The 14,601-nt window shown below is 62.0% G+C and carries 24 protein-coding genes, 2 tRNA genes and 1 pseudogene; all 27 read left to right on the forward strand.

Translation table 11 applies throughout. The features are described 5' to 3' along the window. Positions 1 to 846 (forward strand): annotated as a pseudogene (locus tag CSQ85_RS13200) (hypothetical protein); the annotation flags it as partial. A 20-nt stretch (positions 847 to 866) separates the two neighbouring features. Beyond that, positions 867 to 2,249, forward strand: coding sequence for a replicative DNA helicase (gene dnaB / locus CSQ85_RS11780; protein ID WP_150384162.1), 1,383 nt, complete (start codon positions 867 to 869; stop codon positions 2,247 to 2,249). Between the two features lie 120 nt (positions 2,250 to 2,369). Continuing rightward, on the forward strand, positions 2,370 to 3,299 hold the full coding sequence (locus CSQ85_RS11785; protein ID WP_150384163.1) for a hypothetical protein: 930 nt from the start codon (positions 2,370 to 2,372) through the stop codon (positions 3,297 to 3,299). 91 nt (positions 3,300 to 3,390) lie between these two features. After that, entirely contained in the window at positions 3,391 to 3,870 is a 480-nt protein-coding gene (locus tag CSQ85_RS11790; protein ID WP_150384164.1) for a ribbon-helix-helix protein, CopG family, read from the forward strand. Continuing rightward, positions 3,867 to 4,088 carry a preprotein translocase subunit SecE gene (gene secE, locus CSQ85_RS11795; protein ID WP_150384165.1) on the forward strand — a complete coding sequence of 74 codons (222 nt, stop codon included), beginning with the start codon at positions 3,867 to 3,869 and terminating at the stop codon, positions 4,086 to 4,088. Before CSQ85_RS11790 ends, secE begins: the two co-directional genes overlap by 4 nt. A gap of 100 nt (positions 4,089 to 4,188) precedes the next feature. Further along, positions 4,189 to 4,422, forward strand: a complete 234-nt coding sequence (secG, locus tag CSQ85_RS11800; protein WP_150384166.1) for a preprotein translocase subunit SecG — start codon at positions 4,189 to 4,191, stop codon at positions 4,420 to 4,422. 22 nt (positions 4,423 to 4,444) lie between these two features. Beyond that, positions 4,445 to 5,011, forward strand: a complete 567-nt coding sequence (locus CSQ85_RS11805; RefSeq protein WP_150384167.1) for a hypothetical protein — start codon at positions 4,445 to 4,447, stop codon at positions 5,009 to 5,011. Then, positions 5,008 to 5,766 carry a hypothetical protein gene (locus CSQ85_RS11810; RefSeq protein WP_190973031.1) on the forward strand — a complete coding sequence of 253 codons (759 nt, stop codon included), beginning with the start codon at positions 5,008 to 5,010 and terminating at the stop codon, positions 5,764 to 5,766. The genes CSQ85_RS11805 and CSQ85_RS11810 overlap by 4 nt, the downstream gene beginning before the upstream one ends. After that, the gene (locus CSQ85_RS11815; protein ID WP_150384169.1) at positions 5,763 to 6,248 is read left to right on the forward strand and encodes a hypothetical protein; all 486 of its coding nucleotides are present in this window, start codon (positions 5,763 to 5,765) and stop codon (positions 6,246 to 6,248) included. Before CSQ85_RS11810 ends, CSQ85_RS11815 begins: the two co-directional genes overlap by 4 nt. Beyond that, a complete protein-coding gene (locus tag CSQ85_RS11820) occupies positions 6,245 to 6,901 on the forward strand; it encodes a hypothetical protein (RefSeq protein ID WP_150384170.1) in 657 nt (218 codons plus the stop codon). The genes CSQ85_RS11815 and CSQ85_RS11820 overlap by 4 nt, the downstream gene beginning before the upstream one ends. Continuing rightward, complete coding sequence (locus CSQ85_RS11825) at positions 6,898 to 7,410, forward strand: hypothetical protein (protein WP_150384171.1); 513 nt, start codon at positions 6,898 to 6,900, stop codon at positions 7,408 to 7,410. The genes CSQ85_RS11820 and CSQ85_RS11825 overlap by 4 nt, the downstream gene beginning before the upstream one ends. A 99-nt stretch (positions 7,411 to 7,509) precedes the next feature. Further along, on the forward strand, positions 7,510 to 8,031 hold the full coding sequence (locus CSQ85_RS11830; protein WP_150384172.1) for a hypothetical protein: 522 nt from the start codon (positions 7,510 to 7,512) through the stop codon (positions 8,029 to 8,031). Positions 8,032 to 8,069: 38 nt separating this feature from the next. Then, complete coding sequence (locus tag CSQ85_RS11835; protein ID WP_150384173.1) at positions 8,070 to 8,411, forward strand: hypothetical protein; 342 nt, start codon at positions 8,070 to 8,072, stop codon at positions 8,409 to 8,411. 288 nt (positions 8,412 to 8,699) lie between these two features. Further along, on the forward strand, positions 8,700 to 8,942 hold the full coding sequence (locus CSQ85_RS11840) for a hypothetical protein (RefSeq protein WP_150384174.1): 243 nt from the start codon (positions 8,700 to 8,702) through the stop codon (positions 8,940 to 8,942). Next, positions 8,909 to 9,715: a hypothetical protein gene (locus CSQ85_RS11845; RefSeq protein WP_150384175.1), complete on the forward strand. Its 807-nt coding sequence runs from the start codon at positions 8,909 to 8,911 to the stop codon at positions 9,713 to 9,715. Before CSQ85_RS11840 ends, CSQ85_RS11845 begins: the two co-directional genes overlap by 34 nt. Before the next feature lie 87 nt (positions 9,716 to 9,802). Then, positions 9,803 to 10,033, forward strand: coding sequence for a hypothetical protein (locus CSQ85_RS11850; protein ID WP_150384176.1), 231 nt, complete (start codon positions 9,803 to 9,805; stop codon positions 10,031 to 10,033). Then, the gene (locus tag CSQ85_RS11855; protein ID WP_150384177.1) at positions 10,030 to 10,284 is read left to right on the forward strand and encodes a hypothetical protein; all 255 of its coding nucleotides are present in this window, start codon (positions 10,030 to 10,032) and stop codon (positions 10,282 to 10,284) included. The genes CSQ85_RS11850 and CSQ85_RS11855 overlap by 4 nt, the downstream gene beginning before the upstream one ends. Positions 10,285 to 10,331: 47 nt before the next feature. Beyond that, positions 10,332 to 10,979: a hypothetical protein gene (locus tag CSQ85_RS11860; protein ID WP_150384178.1), complete on the forward strand. Its 648-nt coding sequence runs from the start codon at positions 10,332 to 10,334 to the stop codon at positions 10,977 to 10,979. Positions 10,980 to 11,006: 27 nt separating this feature from the next. Further along, the gene (locus CSQ85_RS11865) at positions 11,007 to 11,216 is read left to right on the forward strand and encodes a hypothetical protein (RefSeq protein WP_150384179.1); all 210 of its coding nucleotides are present in this window, start codon (positions 11,007 to 11,009) and stop codon (positions 11,214 to 11,216) included. 301 nt (positions 11,217 to 11,517) lie between these two features. Continuing rightward, entirely contained in the window at positions 11,518 to 11,706 is a 189-nt protein-coding gene (locus CSQ85_RS11870) for a hypothetical protein (protein ID WP_223846971.1), read from the forward strand. Beyond that, positions 11,700 to 11,966, forward strand: coding sequence for a hypothetical protein (locus CSQ85_RS11875; protein ID WP_150384180.1), 267 nt, complete (start codon positions 11,700 to 11,702; stop codon positions 11,964 to 11,966). The genes CSQ85_RS11870 and CSQ85_RS11875 overlap by 7 nt, the downstream gene beginning before the upstream one ends. Positions 11,967 to 11,972: 6 nt before the next feature. Next, the gene (locus CSQ85_RS11880; RefSeq protein WP_150384181.1) at positions 11,973 to 12,161 is read left to right on the forward strand and encodes a hypothetical protein; all 189 of its coding nucleotides are present in this window, start codon (positions 11,973 to 11,975) and stop codon (positions 12,159 to 12,161) included. Next, positions 12,158 to 12,523, forward strand: a complete 366-nt coding sequence (locus CSQ85_RS11885) for a hypothetical protein (RefSeq protein ID WP_107040896.1) — start codon at positions 12,158 to 12,160, stop codon at positions 12,521 to 12,523. The genes CSQ85_RS11880 and CSQ85_RS11885 overlap by 4 nt, the downstream gene beginning before the upstream one ends. Next, positions 12,520 to 12,888 carry a hypothetical protein gene (locus CSQ85_RS11890; protein ID WP_150384182.1) on the forward strand — a complete coding sequence of 123 codons (369 nt, stop codon included), beginning with the start codon at positions 12,520 to 12,522 and terminating at the stop codon, positions 12,886 to 12,888. The genes CSQ85_RS11885 and CSQ85_RS11890 overlap by 4 nt, the downstream gene beginning before the upstream one ends. A gap of 13 nt (positions 12,889 to 12,901) precedes the next feature. Further along, positions 12,902 to 13,258 (forward strand): hypothetical protein, encoded by a 357-nt coding sequence (locus CSQ85_RS11895; protein WP_150384183.1) that lies wholly within the window; start codon positions 12,902 to 12,904, stop codon positions 13,256 to 13,258. A gap of 427 nt (positions 13,259 to 13,685) precedes the next feature. Continuing rightward, positions 13,686 to 13,758: transfer RNA gene (locus tag CSQ85_RS11900), tRNA-Arg, on the forward strand. Between the two features lie 263 nt (positions 13,759 to 14,021). Continuing rightward, a tRNA-Thr gene (locus CSQ85_RS11905) sits at positions 14,022 to 14,095 on the forward strand. The last annotated feature ends 506 nt before the right edge of the window (positions 14,096 to 14,601 follow it).

Raw genomic sequence — 14,601 nt, forward strand, 5'->3', positions numbered from 1 at the left:
GTGGAGCCGGAACGGGGGGATGTGGCGGCGGGGCCGCAGCAGCGGCCGTCGCCGAGCGTCGAAGCCGTGACGTTCGCCGAACGCCCGTCGTCGGCCGACGCTCCCGTGGCGGCGAAAACGATCCGGCATGACGACGATGCTTGGGACGAGGCTGATCCCAAGGACGACGACGAAGGCTGGGCGGACGACTCGGCCAACCCCGTGACCGTCCCGGAGCCCGCGCCCGGTGACCGGCTCGACACGTTCCTGGCCCGTATCGCGGTCGAACGCGCCGAGAACGGGCTCACCACCAAGCCGGCGACCACGCGCGACCGTCAGGCGATCCGTCGTCTCGCCGACCGGCTCGAACACGCTGGCATGGACCCGTGGCCGCGCATGGCCGAAGTGCTCGAACACGCTCTCGGCAACGACTTCCAAGCAAAGCGGGTCGACAGCGGGCGCCGGTTCGCCCGCCTGTACGACGAGCTCGCCAACGACCTGACCCTGGACCGCCGTCACGCCATGCGAGTCAAGCTCAAGACAGCCGCCAGCAGTCCGCAACCGTCCGGACCCGACGTCAAGCCGGTCCCGTCGGACGAACGCCCCGACCACCGGCACACGGCCCGTTGCCGTCACGTGCGGGACCTGGTCGACTCGGCGGCGGCGCGCGCCGTGGAACCCTCGTACCCGAACCGGCACGAGCACGACGACCAGGTCGCCGCATGGCTTGCCGGACACACGCCCCGCGAGACCCTTGACCTGCTTACCGCGACACTGCAACACGAACGCGCCCAACACGACCGGGACATGGCCCGACTGGCCGAGATCCGCCGCGCCAACGGCGGCACCATGGCTCGGGTCAACTAGTGCGGAGGCAGGGGATCATCATGAACGCGAACACCAGCCGCACACCGCAGAAGCCCGCCAACGACATGCCGTTCGACCGGATCCCGCCCCACGACGACCAGGCCGAACAGGCCACGCTCGGCGGCATGCTCATCAGCCAGGACGCCATCGGGGAAGCGTGCGCCATCATCGGCACAAGCGACTTCTACCAGCCCCGGCACCAGACCATCCACGACGCGATCATGACCCTGTACGCGAAAGGGCATCCGGTCGACGCGGTCACCGTCGCCAACGAGCTCACCCGCACGGGCCGGCTCGACGCGGTCGGCGGCGTCGACTACCTGCATACGCTCGTCGCCACGGTGCCCACGGCCGCGAACGTCGCCTACTACGCCGACATCGTCCACCAGCGCGCCATCCTGCGCCGTGTCATCCAGGCCGGCACCAAGATCGCGCAACTCGGCTACAACGCCGAACAATCCCACGCCACCGCCGAAGACGTCGTCAACCTCGCCCAGGCAGCGGTCTACGCGACAGCCGACGACAAAAGCCAGGAGGACTACCAGCCCATCCAAAGCATCGTCGGCGACGTGCTCAAGATGATCGACGACGCCCAAAAGCACAAGAACAAGCCGGGCGTACCCACAGGGTTCCATGACATCGACCAGGCCATCCAAGGCCTCCAACCCGGACAAATGGTCGTCGTAGCAGGGCGGCCGGCCATGGGCAAATCCACGCTCGGCATCGACTTCGCCCGCGCCGCCGCCCTGCACCACCACATGACCACGATCGTGTTCAGCCTCGAGATGAGCCGAAGCGAACTGGGCCAGCGCATCATCAGCGCCGAAGCGAGCGTGCCATTGACCGCCTTGCGTCGCGCCGACGAGATCACCGACGAGCAATGGCATCGCATGAACACCCTGCTCTATGACATCGAGAACGCACCCCTGTTCCTGGACGACAGCCCGAACATGAGCCTCATGGAGATCCGCGCGAAATGCCGACGGCTCAAACAGAACAACGACCTCAAGCTCGTCGTCATCGACTACCTGCAGCTCATGACCACCGGACGGCACCTGGACAGCCGCCAACAGGAGGTCTCCGAGATGTCCCGTGCGCTCAAACTCCTCGCCCGAGAACTGAACGTGCCGGTCGTGGCCCTCTCGCAACTGAACCGCGGACCCGAGATGCGGGCCGACAAACGACCGCAGCTCTCCGACCTGCGTGAATCAGGGTCGATCGAACAGGACGCCGACGTCGTATTCCTCGTGCACCGACCCGGCTACTACGACAAGGACGACCGCAAGAACGAGGCCGACATCATCATGGCCAAATGCAGGAACGGACAACCCAACGACTTCACCCTCCGCTTCGAAGGCCAATACTCGCGATTCACCGAACCTCAACCCACTCCCGACCTCTGACCCTACAGCAACCATCAACCGGCCGCACCCCAGTCGGAAAACAACACGGACCATGCTTCACATTCATTAGGGGATAGAGGCTAGACCTCCAGTGAATCGGGGCATCACGACAGGAACATCATGAACGATAAGACCGCCGACGATCTGATCAACGAACTCAATATCATCGCACAGGAACTCCACGCGGCAAGCGACGGCATCGAACGGATCATCCACCTCGTCACCGCCATGACCCAGACGAACGAAACCGGACACGTACAGCGACAGCATGATCACAGGAACCATGGCAGGGAACCGGCCAGGGACACGACATCGGCCGAAGAGAACAAGACCGGCTGGAGTCAATACATTCACGACCAAGATTGCCATCCTTACCCGTTGTTGCCGACGGCGCCGACGCGACTGCAACTCGAGACAGGCCCCATCGAAAGACAGGAAAACATGGGAGGAAGCAATACTCAAGAGAAGGAGACCTCCAAACTGATGGGCAGTTTCTATGCCCAGATCCTCACCGACCGCATCAAAAACGACTTCTACCGGGTTCATGAGAGCATGCTTGATCTCAGGGAGGCCATCGCCGACGCATACCGAGGGCAAGCGTGGATCGCCCTTGGCTACGAGAACGGCTTCGAAGGGTGGAAACACTACTGCGAGGACAATTTCCAGCCCGCCGCCATGCGTCTAACTTCGGATGAGAAGAAGGAGCTCGTTTTCGGTTTCGACCAAGGGGTGGCGCTCAGTGCCAAGGCTCTGGCAGTGATTTTCGATGTCAATCCATCGACCATCAGTCGGTGGAGGAAACCTGGAAACAGCAGTGACGGCGCGCGCCCTGTTCAAGGGCTTGACGGCAAGATCTACACGAAGGTGAATCTCAGTCGTAAGCAGCTGCGTGAACGCAACGAGAAGATCCTCTACATGTCTGAAGTGCTGCACATGCGCGAGGTCGACATCGCGGAGGAAATGGGCCTCAGCCAGTCCCGCGTCAACGAAATCAAGCAAAACGAGCGCCGGAAACAAGGCAAAGGGAAACCGCGCCGTTCTACGAAATGAGCCGATGAACCTGTGTATCGCCGTCGGGTCGGGTGATGGAGACGAAAACCCGATCCGACGGAGTCCGGGGGAGCAGTGAAAGGAACCGGCAATGATACTGGACGAGCAAAAACTCGCGGTCATCAGGAACAACCCGAACGTGATCGAGGCAGACAGTCAGCGCATCCTCTACACCGACGAGTTCAAACGACAGGTCATGACCGCATACAGACAGGGTGAAAGCCCGACCAGAATCTTCCGTGCAGCAGGCCTCGGCCCGGAACTCATCGGACACAAACGCGTCGAACGATGCATCGCACGATGGCGCGACAGCCAACCCCAACCGCCACAGGACATGAACGGCGTGAGGGTGGACGAGAACCTCCTGCTAGGGGAACTACCTGACTGCCTCATCACGAAAACAACACACGAAGGGAACAACGACATGAAAGTGGTCGCCGCCATCACCCTCGGCCCCGAGATCGAACAACGATTCGAGGAACAACGGGCACGGCTCGGCCTGACCCGGAGCCAGGCATTCGAACAGGCCATCAGGACATGGGCGGAACACACCCAACAGGAGGAAGCATGAACACCGCAGACACCACGACCGTACGACACAACCCGTTCAGCAGGATCGGACTCTACATCCGCCAGACCATCGAGGAAACCCGCAAGACCGTCACGCCCACGGCCCGCGAATGGGCCGGATGGAGCCTCGCCGCGTTCCTGTTCGTGCTCGCGCTCATGACCCTCGTCACCGGAACAGACTTCGGTCTCGGCAAACTCACTCTGTTCATCTTCGGATAGAGAAACTCGTATCGGGGGCAACATGATGTTGCCCCCGATAGACGCTTTGATTTGATCCACATGATTTGTGTTGGTGTTTCCAGTATAGGAGGTTTGACCAGTGTTGGTGTTGGTTTTCGTGTTCAGGATCGTGTTGGTGGTGCTGAGCGTGTTGTTGTCGTTGCTGATCCTGTTGCATCGGGGCCGGGGTGGTGGCCTGTCGGACATGGTCATGTCCGGCCCGTTGGCTGACGCGGCGTCGAGCGGTGTGGCCGAACGGAACCTTGACCGTTGGACGGTCATGGTCGCGTTGGTGTGGGTTGTGTTGATCGTTGCCCTCGGGCTGATTCGTTGACAGTGAAAGGGGGATTGGGGTCATGGAGTACAGGGAAGCGGAGTTGAACGGCTGCTGTTCGATGCTGTGCAGTGGCTTGCGCGTGTGGCATCGCATGCACGAGCGCAGGGAGCTGGCCCATGCCGCGTACGCGTTGAAGCACGTGTACGACATGGAGTTCCACCAGGCCGGGTATGGCTGCGAATGGAGGAAACCCGAATGGGACGAGTCCGCGGCGAGGGCGGTCATGCACAGTCTCGGCATGGATCCCGAGGGCGATCTCGATGACGAGGCGCTGGTACTCGCCAGCATGCTCGACGGGTCTCCCGCAATGTACACGAAACTGACGGGTCGTACGCCGTCGCAGGGTGTCGACACGTACGGGCCGGTCAAGGAACGGATGCTCACGGTCGATCAATACCACAACGCGCTGCGTCGTATGATCCCGGGAACCGAATGGGACACGTTGCTTGAGCGTCAGGTCATGGACCGTAACCTCAAGCAACTTTCCATGGTCGCCGCACGGGAGATCCACCGGAACCGGACCGGCCAGGATATTGACCTTGAAGCGCTCCTCGACCTGTGTCATGACGATAAGGGAGTGGCATGATGCGGGGGCGGGAATGGTCTGACCGGTTGAAACGGGCGGCTGTCGCCTGCCGTATCCCGGTGACGGTCATCGGCGTGGGCATCCTATGCACGCTGGCGGCGGAACTGCTGCAGTCGTTGCAGGTCATGGAATCCGTGCGAACGGTGTTGTTCACGGCGGGACGGGTTCTGAGCGTGATCGGACCGATCTGGCTGGTCACCTGTCTGATCGCCAGCATCGCCCGAGACCACGCCAGACCAGTCAGCCAGGAGCCGCATCACCAAGACGGGAATGTGAGGAAGGTCGCTTCGACACCGAAGCCCTCCGACCAGCTCCGGCACGACCCCGACACCGCTCCGACCAACTCGGACATGACGCCGACGGCACCGTTTGAAACACCATCGGACACCACAAGGGAGGAGCCGGCTCGCCCGTGGGGCAGGCTCGCGTTGACCACGCCCATGGGCGTCACCCCGGTGCCCGACGGGGACGTGCTGTCCCGCTTGGGGTTCGTGCCGGAGAACGGGCATGTGCGCTGCCTGCGTCGCCCGGTCGGCCCGCCCGCATGGCACACGGTGTTGCTGGTCGAGCTTGAACCCGTGTCCGGCTTGTGGGGCGTGATGGTCCTCGACGAGGACACCGGCGCCCCGTACCCGTATCTCACCGTCGAGGAAAGCATGCGCGCCCGCTACGTGAGCGAGATCGACGAGATCATCGACGAACTGCGTGACGCCGGACTGACCGGCGTCCACACCGACAAGGAGGAGACCTCATGATGAACGATTGGATCGTGACCGAATCGGAGGGTGATCCGATGCTGGTCATCGAATGCGCCGCCTTGCATGCGCGCATCACCCGCCGGAACCAACGCCTGCCGTACACGGCCGTGATCACCACGCCCGTGGGCGAGGTATCCGCCGTGTTCGACAGTATGCCGGAGGCGATCGACTGGTGCGAGGCCACGTACAACCGGCATGCGGTCGAAACACGGGAACGCAGCCTGCGCATGGCCGCTTGGCATACGGCTGAAGCACTCGACCTTGTCGGCACGCCGGATGATGACGACACCGAGGGCGCGTACTCGCATCTGACCACCGCGCTCGGCCTGCTCGTCATCCGCCTGTATGAAGGCAACTGGGGTATGACCGGATACACGTTGCGCCCCCTGCGTATCACGGGAACGGATGGCAACACGTACGGCACTTGGGTGGACTGGCTCAAAGCGGGCGGCACGTATGCGGATCCGGAGGCCGAATGATGCACACGGCATCCACCACGCTCACGGACCTCGCCCTCACGATCCTGACCCAGAACATCCACCCGTCGACGACGGGAATGAGCCTGCCCGAGTTCCGGCCGTCCATACTGTCCATCGCGCTCATTCTGATCTGGATCGTGTTCGCTTTGACGGCCCTGCGTTCCATTGGCCACCCGCGTGACACGTTCTGCGCGCGCATACCCATGTGGAGCTTCCTCCTGCAAGGTACGGCCGGTTTCGGCGTGGACCTGTCCCGCGCCTACCGGTCCGCCGCCCGTGTCCTCCACGATCAGACCGCCATGATCATCGCATGGTGGGCGACCGTCATCTGCATGATCCTGTTCGCGATCGCGTTGTTACGCCTGGTTGTTTGGATCATCATGCTCATTCGTAACCGTCACGAATGGGATCGGCGTCGCGCGTGGAAAACCCGTCACAGTCGACTGGTCGACACCGAACGCCTGTACGGGATCCAACACCTGTCCACGTTCGATGGAAAAGACCCGTTCGCCGAAGGGGACGGCAGACGACAGGTCTGCTGGCGGTACGGGGAACGACTCGTCCAAGGCATCATCACCATCCACGGCAAGTCCGTCCGCCTGTACGGGCCGGACGGATACCCGTTGCAAACAGTCGACCCCGAACACGCATGACGAACACCGTGAACACGACACCAGCCGACACCGGCACAGGATTGACCGTGGACCTAGCCTCGTGGGTGCGGGATCAGGAAGCCAAACAGTCGATCGTCCGACTCCGTCCAGGATGGGAATGGACGCGCACCGGCACGCCCTTGACTGCGGGACTCCTGTTCCTCCTGTCCACCGCAGCGGGCCTCGCCCTCGCCACCGGCATGGACGTGCCCGCACGCGCCATCCTGTCCACGCTCACCCTGCTCGCCGGAGCCCACCTGTTTCTCATCGTCGAATCCGTCGACGACACCCCCAGCCCTGAACAACGATTCAACAAACAAATCGAACACCGCCTCCACCTCACCGCGTTCAGACTCGAGACCCGCATCCCACGCGGGGCAATTCTCCCCAGGAACGGCACCACCGCAACATGGCTCGACAGCGGCCACCCAGTCCACGGGCATGTCACCATCCAAGACACCATCGTCACCATCCTGCCGAACTACGACAACGGAAGCAGGACTGACTGACACAAAGCAGCAGCTTCTAATACTCCGATACAAGGTTTCGGGGGAGTGACCACAAGGACAGGGATTCACCATACAACGCAAGGCAAGGAGAGAACGGCCATGACCGGGACAGACCACGAGGAAAAGAACAATAAGCAGGACGACGACCAGTCGCAGGACAAGAATGTCTCAGTCACGTCTGATGCGGATACGGCAAGCGGGCAGCAGCCGTCCACGGGTGACATCGACGTGGATGACACCGTGGGACTACAGCAACGGGACAGCGAGGAGAACCGCATCCTGTTCTCCCGATTGAGAATTCCGATCCTTGCCATCGGTTTCGGACTCCTCGTAGGAGCCACGGGCACCACCTTGACCCCGACCGCAGGACAAACCGCGACCATACTCACCGGGATCGGCGAACTGTTCGGCATGGGCGGCGTCCTATGGATGTTCGTCCTCCTCGTCGTCGATAGCATCCGACGGCTCCTCCGCCTCTGGAAGGAAGTCAAGACCATCTGGCGTCGAGAACTCGCCAAGCCTGCCCCCGGATATATCCCCGACGACGATGAGAAGCGCGATGAACAAGGAAACGACGAGAATAGCCGGGACGGTGACGGGAACGGGGCTACAGCACAGTAAAGGACACTTCAGGATCGGCTTCAAGGAGTGGAATACATATGACGGTGGATCAGATGATGATGGACTATGCGGAATTCCTGATGGCTCGGGTGATTTTCCCCCTTGCAGTGGTTGCGCTGACGCTACTGCCGTTGCTGCTTGTGTTTGCGCTGATCGTGGTGGGCGTCAAAGCGGTGATGCACCGGTTGGGCGGTAAGGCGAAAGTAGCAGGAAAAACCGATAAGAACCGGAATGGCAAATGCCCGGCCAATACGATGGACGCGCCTGAAGAATCCAGCCATCATTGGCTGTCGGGAAGGATCGAAATCGATGTGGAAACCAGGACATTCATCGTGGAATATATGGATTGGGGGATCGGAACAAACGGGACGAGCATATGAATCACCTACCGAGTGACCAGCATCGGTCGGGGACAGACAAGGATACCGCCGATGATCATGGCCTTTCAGAGGGGGATAGGATTACAACGAACCAGCCAGCCGGAATATGTGCTACTTCATGGCGCGAGTATCGACCTGACCGCTGAATTCGAACTAAGAGACAGGGATTCTCCGATCGTGTTCCAGATAGACAGGAGCCTGTTGGAATAAGTGTCCGATCAACAGACAAGACAACAAGCATTCAACAACAAGGAATCCATCACGGCATGGAACGGAAGGACAACTAGCATGAACGATCCCGAAGGTAACGACATCGGCGAGAAGGCCGTTCTCGCACGCAAGGAGATCATCGACCATTCCGACTGCGAGGACGATCTCGAGGACTACGTGTTCCTCATGCGGCAGGGAGACCGACAGTTTCCGATCGGTTTGCGTACGATCCTTGCCTGTCTCGCGTTCGCCGAATATGAGGGGGCTGTCCCCAAGCTCTCCGATGAATGGTGGAACCGGATCAACAACAGATACCAATGATCGATCTCATTAAGCCGTATCATGCTACCTGCCCTGTGTACGACAACCCGATCCTTCTGGTCGGATTGTTCAAGAGCGAACAGGAATCCCATGGGAGAAAACCATACGGACGCCACTACAGGGGTGATGTCGACGGACTGGCGGTATACGACGAACTCGCGTACCAGCATTGCCCGTATGCGAATCCGCTCCATGTGAACAACGGTGACCGTCGGGAGCCGACCGATCCGACAGGTCTTGCCATGTACCGAATCATGCGCACCCAGTTCGACAGGGTAGTCAGGGCATGGGAGGTGTTTTCCGGCATCCATATGAGCGCCGCGTACGCCGAGAACATGCTGCTGGCATGGCGAAACGACGAGGGATGGCGTTACTACGACGCGACCTACCAGAATCTCCCTCAAATGCTGTTCTGGGCGGCCATGGCGCAGAACCTGGTAGGACGATACATCCTTGCGGACAGTCCTCTCGCACGAATGCTGGCCAAGATGCCGCAGGTGGATCTCATCCCCGGGCATGGTGGATACCTGCAGGTTGGTAAAACCGGCAACATGTTCCTGGAACTGGAATTCCTGCTATTGGACCGGAGAATCCACGTACAAGGAGAGCATTACACGGAATCGTTCGGACTGTCCGTGATGATCCACGGCAAACCGGCGTTCCCTGACCTGACGCTTGACGTGGACCCCGACTGGCTCGCCCATATGAAAGCGTTCGACCACGATCATAGGGACAGGCGTCTTCTGGACATCGCCGACCGGATTCTTGCCTGACATGGCATGACAGGCAAGGTTGTCCGGTACTTGTGTGGGGGTGTGTGACGACAACGAAACCACGCTTGCACAGAAGGAAGGGCGATCATGCCGAACGACAGTGTAGAAACAGGACAGGGCGTGCGCGTTTCCCAACGGTTGACGGGACGAGCACCGCAGCAAACCGGCGGGATGACGATGCATCTGATCGTGGGCGCGGTGCTCACGTTCCTTGGAATCATGACGGTCAGGATCATGATCGGCATGTTCCTTGACCTCATTCACGCTGACACTGACCTCGATGGCGAGAGCGGGGGCATGGGGGAGTGGCGGTCATGAACCAGGTCATGGAGGTCATGGACCGGATCAGAACGGTCATGGGTCGTATCATGGAGGCCATCCCCGTTCATCTGCTGCCGTATGTCACGTTGGGATCGTTGATCCTGACGATCATCATCAGCATCATCGGCATCCATGTCGAACAGCGGCGTGATCTTAATGCCCAGTTCGGATGGGTGTTCGCGGTGCAGGCCATCGGCGCGACCATCGCCGGTGTCTCGTTCGGCCTGTACCTCGCATACGGCATGTAAGGTCAAGAAAACTAGGAGCTCGCAGTCGGAGGGGAGGCGAACACGACATGACTTTAAGCAAGATCGATACGAGTCCGGCGCTGAACGGTCTCGCGGATCGGATCCTCGATCCCGGGCGGCGTAACACGATCATCGTATTGTCCGTCAGGAGCCGCAACCATGTCAGCGGCTTTGACCCGTACGAGGTGACGGACGGCGTTAAGGGCACCGACGTGGACGTGGCGCTCCTGACCGACCCGTGGTACGGGAACACGTTGTCGAACCTTGTCAACGGCAGGCTTACCGCGTTCAATGGCGCCGCGAGCGTGGTGCCCGCGTATGGGGCGGCGCGCACGTTCCTGCCTGACCGGGATTCGGTCACGCAGATTGTCGACAAGGCGTTGGAACACGCTCGGTATACGGGTGGTGGGGATCTGACGACGGTGGACCCGTCCATGGAACGCGAGATCCGACGGTTGCGCCGGGAGAACAACCGGCTCAAAGGACAGATCAAACGCAGCGGGGGCGACCCGCAGGACACGGAACAGCAGTTGCCTGCCGCGAGCCTGTTCCCGCCCGGCATGCACCAGCAGTGGCTTGACCTGTCGATCAGGGTCGCGTGGGCGTTCATGACCGGCCCCGGTGACAAGATTCAACGTCCCCTGCCGGACCACTGGTCGTACGCGGACGCGTATCCGGGTCAGGCCGCGCGATGACTGTGGGCGGATGATCTCATCCGTTGCATGACCCGTATCCTTCTAGGGCTTGACGAGGGTCACGCCTTGCATGACGGGAGCAATGGCGCTCCGATCGCGCTCGGCGAATGGGGCAGGACCATTTGGCGGTCCTGTGTCAAACAGGGGTCGCCCAACGCGCCGCGCATCCACTGGACGCGTGACGATGCGAATGATGTCGTGTTCCTTGATTTCGGCGGACACGACGACCTCATCTAACCCCTCGTGAATAAGCGTGTTCGACGGCAAGGAAGCCGCGGCACGCATGGGATTCCACCATGGGGGAAACCTGCATGGCTAATCGGCCGATAGACCGGGTGGGAGGGGTGGAACGTGTGGGAAGTCCGGTAGACGGCGGGATGATCCGCCCCGGCAGTACGCATGCATCGCATCCCATCCCGTAGACGGTTTGCGGGGGTTCGGGATGGTGTCGACGGCCGGGGCATTGGATTCTCAAGACGTCCATGACGGTAGGGACTCCCCATCACCCAGTCGGAAATCTAAGGAGCATCCCCGAATCATGATGAAACATTCCTGGTATTGCCCGAACTGCGGGCAGCCGCTTGTCGTGAAATCGGCGGTCGACAACGCGACCGCCCGCACCACCTGGTCCATCCGCTGCCTGAATCCCAGGCATTTCTCCACCGGCGGCTACCCGGATCCGGAGCACGCCGAGGAGCAACTCGAGAAAGCGTTGGCATCATGCTGATCACCGGACCGTACCTGAAGAACATGCCCCCGGTGTGGGAGCACACGCCCTCCACCCCGACCCGTCACGGCGCGGTCGCCCAGAACCCCATGGGCGGGTATGTCGCGACCCTGCGCGTCGCCCGTCCCGACGGCACCGACCAGGTGCAGAACAGGATGTTTCCGTCGCTGGACGACGCGGAACGCTGGCTGATGGACGTCGTCAACGACATGCCCGCCCCGGCCCTGCCCGGCATGCCGTACGTCACGGGAATGAGGTGAGCGTCGTTGGCTAGGAACCGGAGCAACGGCACGCTCATCGCGTTCGCCGCCGACCATCGGATCAGCGTGGACGACGCGGTCGAACTCGCCCGCCGCATGGGCGTCACCGCACCCCACCCGTACCGTACGATCACCCGCAGTGAGATCGTCGAACTCGAACGCGAACTCGACCGGTTGAAAGGACACCGCGCATGAGCAAGGGAAACAACGGCAACGGCCATGTGCTGATCACGCTCGGCGAACGGAGCGCGGCCGTATACGTGGGGCCGGACGGCATGCCCGTCACCGACCCCGATCCCATGACCGTGGATCTGATCCTCGACGCCCTGTCGCTCGCATGGGACCGGTTCACCCGTACAAGCGCCGTCACCGACCCGTCGACGAGAACGGTCCGTTGCCCCGCGTGCGGCACGGACACGCTCCTCGACGAAACCCAGGCGCGCAGGATCCGCGTCGACGGGAGCCTTGAGACGGCATGCCGCTCATGCCATGCGACCATGCTCATCGAAGCCCGCCCCCGGTACGTGGTCGATGTGAAAGGAAGAAGGATCCGATGATGAACCCGGTGCCCGACCCGCAGTCCACATCGTATCCGAGCGGGGGAGTGAAAAGCCCGGCCCGTGACGAGGCCGAGGAGTACGCGGCCGGCGTGGTCGCCATGATCGCCCGCGAACACCGTCTCCCCGACATCCAGGGGATCGCGAACATCGTGGCCGACGCGTACGAGACGGCACGCACCCGTCCGGTCCGCGGCAGGCTCCTCGAACGAGTCGCCCAAGCGCACTACGAGTACGTGACCGGCAACGTACGGCAGGCCCTCCCGTTCGAGAATATCGACCATGGGACGCGTAAGGAGATAATGGAGGCCACACAGGCCCTGCTCGACCAGTACGCGCACGTGGCCTCCACCCCCGAACCCTAGAAGGAGTCTCCCCATGAACTGGACCGACCTGCTCGCCACCCTCGCCTCCGTCATCACCCTCATCGTGGCCGTACTGCTGATCCGCCGGATCAGGATCCTGCCGTCCAACCGGCAACGGATGAAAACGCTCGCGCTCATCGCGGAAGCGGTCGTCGCGATCGTCAGCGGCCTGCTCGCCATCGCGGACATCGTCATGATCGTCGTCTACGGGATCGACCTGACAAGCCACCCCATGCGGGACATGTCCGGCCTGGTGTCGCGGTTGACGTTGCTCGCCACCGTGCTCCTGTCCATGGCCATCGCCGATACCGGAATACGGTCCGGTGACAGTGATGAAGGGAACAAGGACGATACGGGTACACGCGAGTGAACCGGTATCGGCTGGACTTCCCGGGAACACAACAGGCAGGGTATGCGCCGCTCCTGCGTCGTTCCATAGGATTCCGCCAGTATGGGGAATCCACTGGAATGCCGCGATGTCCCGAACAGGGGCGCGTGCCTGGTCTTGAACTGGTTCCCAACCATAAATCATCCTTTCGGGACCGCCGTCCGTCCCGACTAACAGGGTTCTACTCATTGCTATAGGCTAACCGGACGGCACCGCCCTTCCAGGCTCAAGACGACGACATGGATCATACGTCGGCGGGGTCCGAATCCTCGTGAGGGCACGACCGGCCACACTCCCGTGGCCAGTAAGCGCAACAGACCACAGCCGCACAAGCACGTAGCTAGAGGCCCCGAAAGCGGCGGGGGCCGGACGCCATCCCGACGGGCGTCGCGCGAAACGTCGGGAACACGTCCCCGTGGCCCAGTGGACAGGGCGCCCGCCTCCGGAGCGGGAGGACATGGGTCCGAATCCCATCGGGGACACGATGCCCGGGCGCGGGCATCCGATCAGGGGCGGCGTCAACGCCACCGGGTACGGCCGACAGGAAACCCGATTCCTTCCCCACCGCGAAGGCGGGGCCGTGACCTGGAACGATGGGCGGGGAGGAAGGTTCTCCCTTCTTCTTGACGCCTTCCCATGATCCCCCAGCGCCGACCCCGGTCGGACGCCCGCGCCCATGGCATCCACGGCCCACGTCGCAATCGTCATGTGCTTCCTTTCCGGGGATCCGCGGCGCGGGCCACCGGCCGATGTAGCTCAACTGGCCAAGAGCAGGCGCCTCGTAAGCGTCAGACCCGGGATCATGCCCCGGCATCGGCTCGACGAACCGGGCAACCGGTGCGTAAGCGCAAACGCAGCAACCAACACCGCGCCACCAGCCCCCAGACAGGCCGTCCTGGAAAAACGGCCGGGCCGGGACGCGGGCACGTCAGCCGCTGCGGCGGACACACTGCCGGACCGGGATCCGACCGGCGCGCGAAACGGATCCCAAATCCGTCCCCCGAAACCGAGGCACGGACCAGCCCCGACGACACGACCCTCTCTGTTTTCGCATTTCTTCTCTCTCGGGCCGTATCACCGGAACCAGACTGGGCCGGGCGGGTTCGACTCCCGCCGGGGACACGAGTCCGACGGGCCAGGCGTCAACGCCACCCTCCCGGCCATACAAGGCACAACCAGCCATACATGATGACACGACGGACGGGACGGGCAACGATGGCACGGAACAGCGGCACGTTCCTCTTAGCACCGCCATGACCCGGCCAGCGCCTCCCCGTCGGACCCTCTCATCGTTCACTCGCCCGCACGGACGCGGGACACACCCC

Source organism: Bifidobacterium rousetti (assembly GCF_008698235.1).
Taxonomy (GTDB): domain Bacteria; phylum Actinomycetota; class Actinomycetes; order Actinomycetales; family Bifidobacteriaceae; genus Bifidobacterium; species Bifidobacterium rousetti.

Excerpts from the sequence above, each read along its gene's own strand:
- dnaB (WP_150384162.1), top strand. The coding sequence starts at position 867 with ATGAACGCGAACACCAGCCGCACACCGCAGAAGCCCGCCAACGACATG.
- CSQ85_RS11785 (WP_150384163.1), top strand. The coding sequence starts at position 2,370 with ATGAACGATAAGACCGCCGACGATCTGATCAACGAACTCAATATCATC.
- CSQ85_RS11790 (WP_150384164.1), top strand. The coding sequence starts at position 3,391 with ATGATACTGGACGAGCAAAAACTCGCGGTCATCAGGAACAACCCGAAC.
- secE (WP_150384165.1), top strand. The coding sequence starts at position 3,867 with ATGAACACCGCAGACACCACGACCGTACGACACAACCCGTTCAGCAGG.
- CSQ85_RS11805 (WP_150384167.1), top strand. The coding sequence starts at position 4,445 with ATGGAGTACAGGGAAGCGGAGTTGAACGGCTGCTGTTCGATGCTGTGC.
- CSQ85_RS11810 (WP_190973031.1), top strand. The coding sequence starts at position 5,008 with ATGATGCGGGGGCGGGAATGGTCTGACCGGTTGAAACGGGCGGCTGTC.
- CSQ85_RS11815 (WP_150384169.1), top strand. The coding sequence starts at position 5,763 with ATGATGAACGATTGGATCGTGACCGAATCGGAGGGTGATCCGATGCTG.
- CSQ85_RS11820 (WP_150384170.1), top strand. The coding sequence starts at position 6,245 with ATGATGCACACGGCATCCACCACGCTCACGGACCTCGCCCTCACGATC.
- CSQ85_RS11825 (WP_150384171.1), top strand. The coding sequence starts at position 6,898 with ATGACGAACACCGTGAACACGACACCAGCCGACACCGGCACAGGATTG.
- CSQ85_RS11830 (WP_150384172.1), top strand. The coding sequence starts at position 7,510 with ATGACCGGGACAGACCACGAGGAAAAGAACAATAAGCAGGACGACGAC.
- CSQ85_RS11835 (WP_150384173.1), top strand. The coding sequence starts at position 8,070 with ATGACGGTGGATCAGATGATGATGGACTATGCGGAATTCCTGATGGCT.
- CSQ85_RS11840 (WP_150384174.1), top strand. The coding sequence starts at position 8,700 with ATGAACGATCCCGAAGGTAACGACATCGGCGAGAAGGCCGTTCTCGCA.
- CSQ85_RS11845 (WP_150384175.1), top strand. The coding sequence starts at position 8,909 with ATGGTGGAACCGGATCAACAACAGATACCAATGATCGATCTCATTAAG.
- CSQ85_RS11850 (WP_150384176.1), top strand. The coding sequence starts at position 9,803 with ATGCCGAACGACAGTGTAGAAACAGGACAGGGCGTGCGCGTTTCCCAA.
- CSQ85_RS11855 (WP_150384177.1), top strand. The coding sequence starts at position 10,030 with ATGAACCAGGTCATGGAGGTCATGGACCGGATCAGAACGGTCATGGGT.
- CSQ85_RS11860 (WP_150384178.1), top strand. The coding sequence starts at position 10,332 with ATGACTTTAAGCAAGATCGATACGAGTCCGGCGCTGAACGGTCTCGCG.
- CSQ85_RS11865 (WP_150384179.1), top strand. The coding sequence starts at position 11,007 with ATGACCCGTATCCTTCTAGGGCTTGACGAGGGTCACGCCTTGCATGAC.
- CSQ85_RS11870 (WP_223846971.1), top strand. The coding sequence starts at position 11,518 with ATGATGAAACATTCCTGGTATTGCCCGAACTGCGGGCAGCCGCTTGTC.
- CSQ85_RS11875 (WP_150384180.1), top strand. The coding sequence starts at position 11,700 with ATGCTGATCACCGGACCGTACCTGAAGAACATGCCCCCGGTGTGGGAG.
- CSQ85_RS11885 (WP_107040896.1), top strand. The coding sequence starts at position 12,158 with ATGAGCAAGGGAAACAACGGCAACGGCCATGTGCTGATCACGCTCGGC.
- CSQ85_RS11890 (WP_150384182.1), top strand. The coding sequence starts at position 12,520 with ATGATGAACCCGGTGCCCGACCCGCAGTCCACATCGTATCCGAGCGGG.
- CSQ85_RS11895 (WP_150384183.1), top strand. The coding sequence starts at position 12,902 with ATGAACTGGACCGACCTGCTCGCCACCCTCGCCTCCGTCATCACCCTC.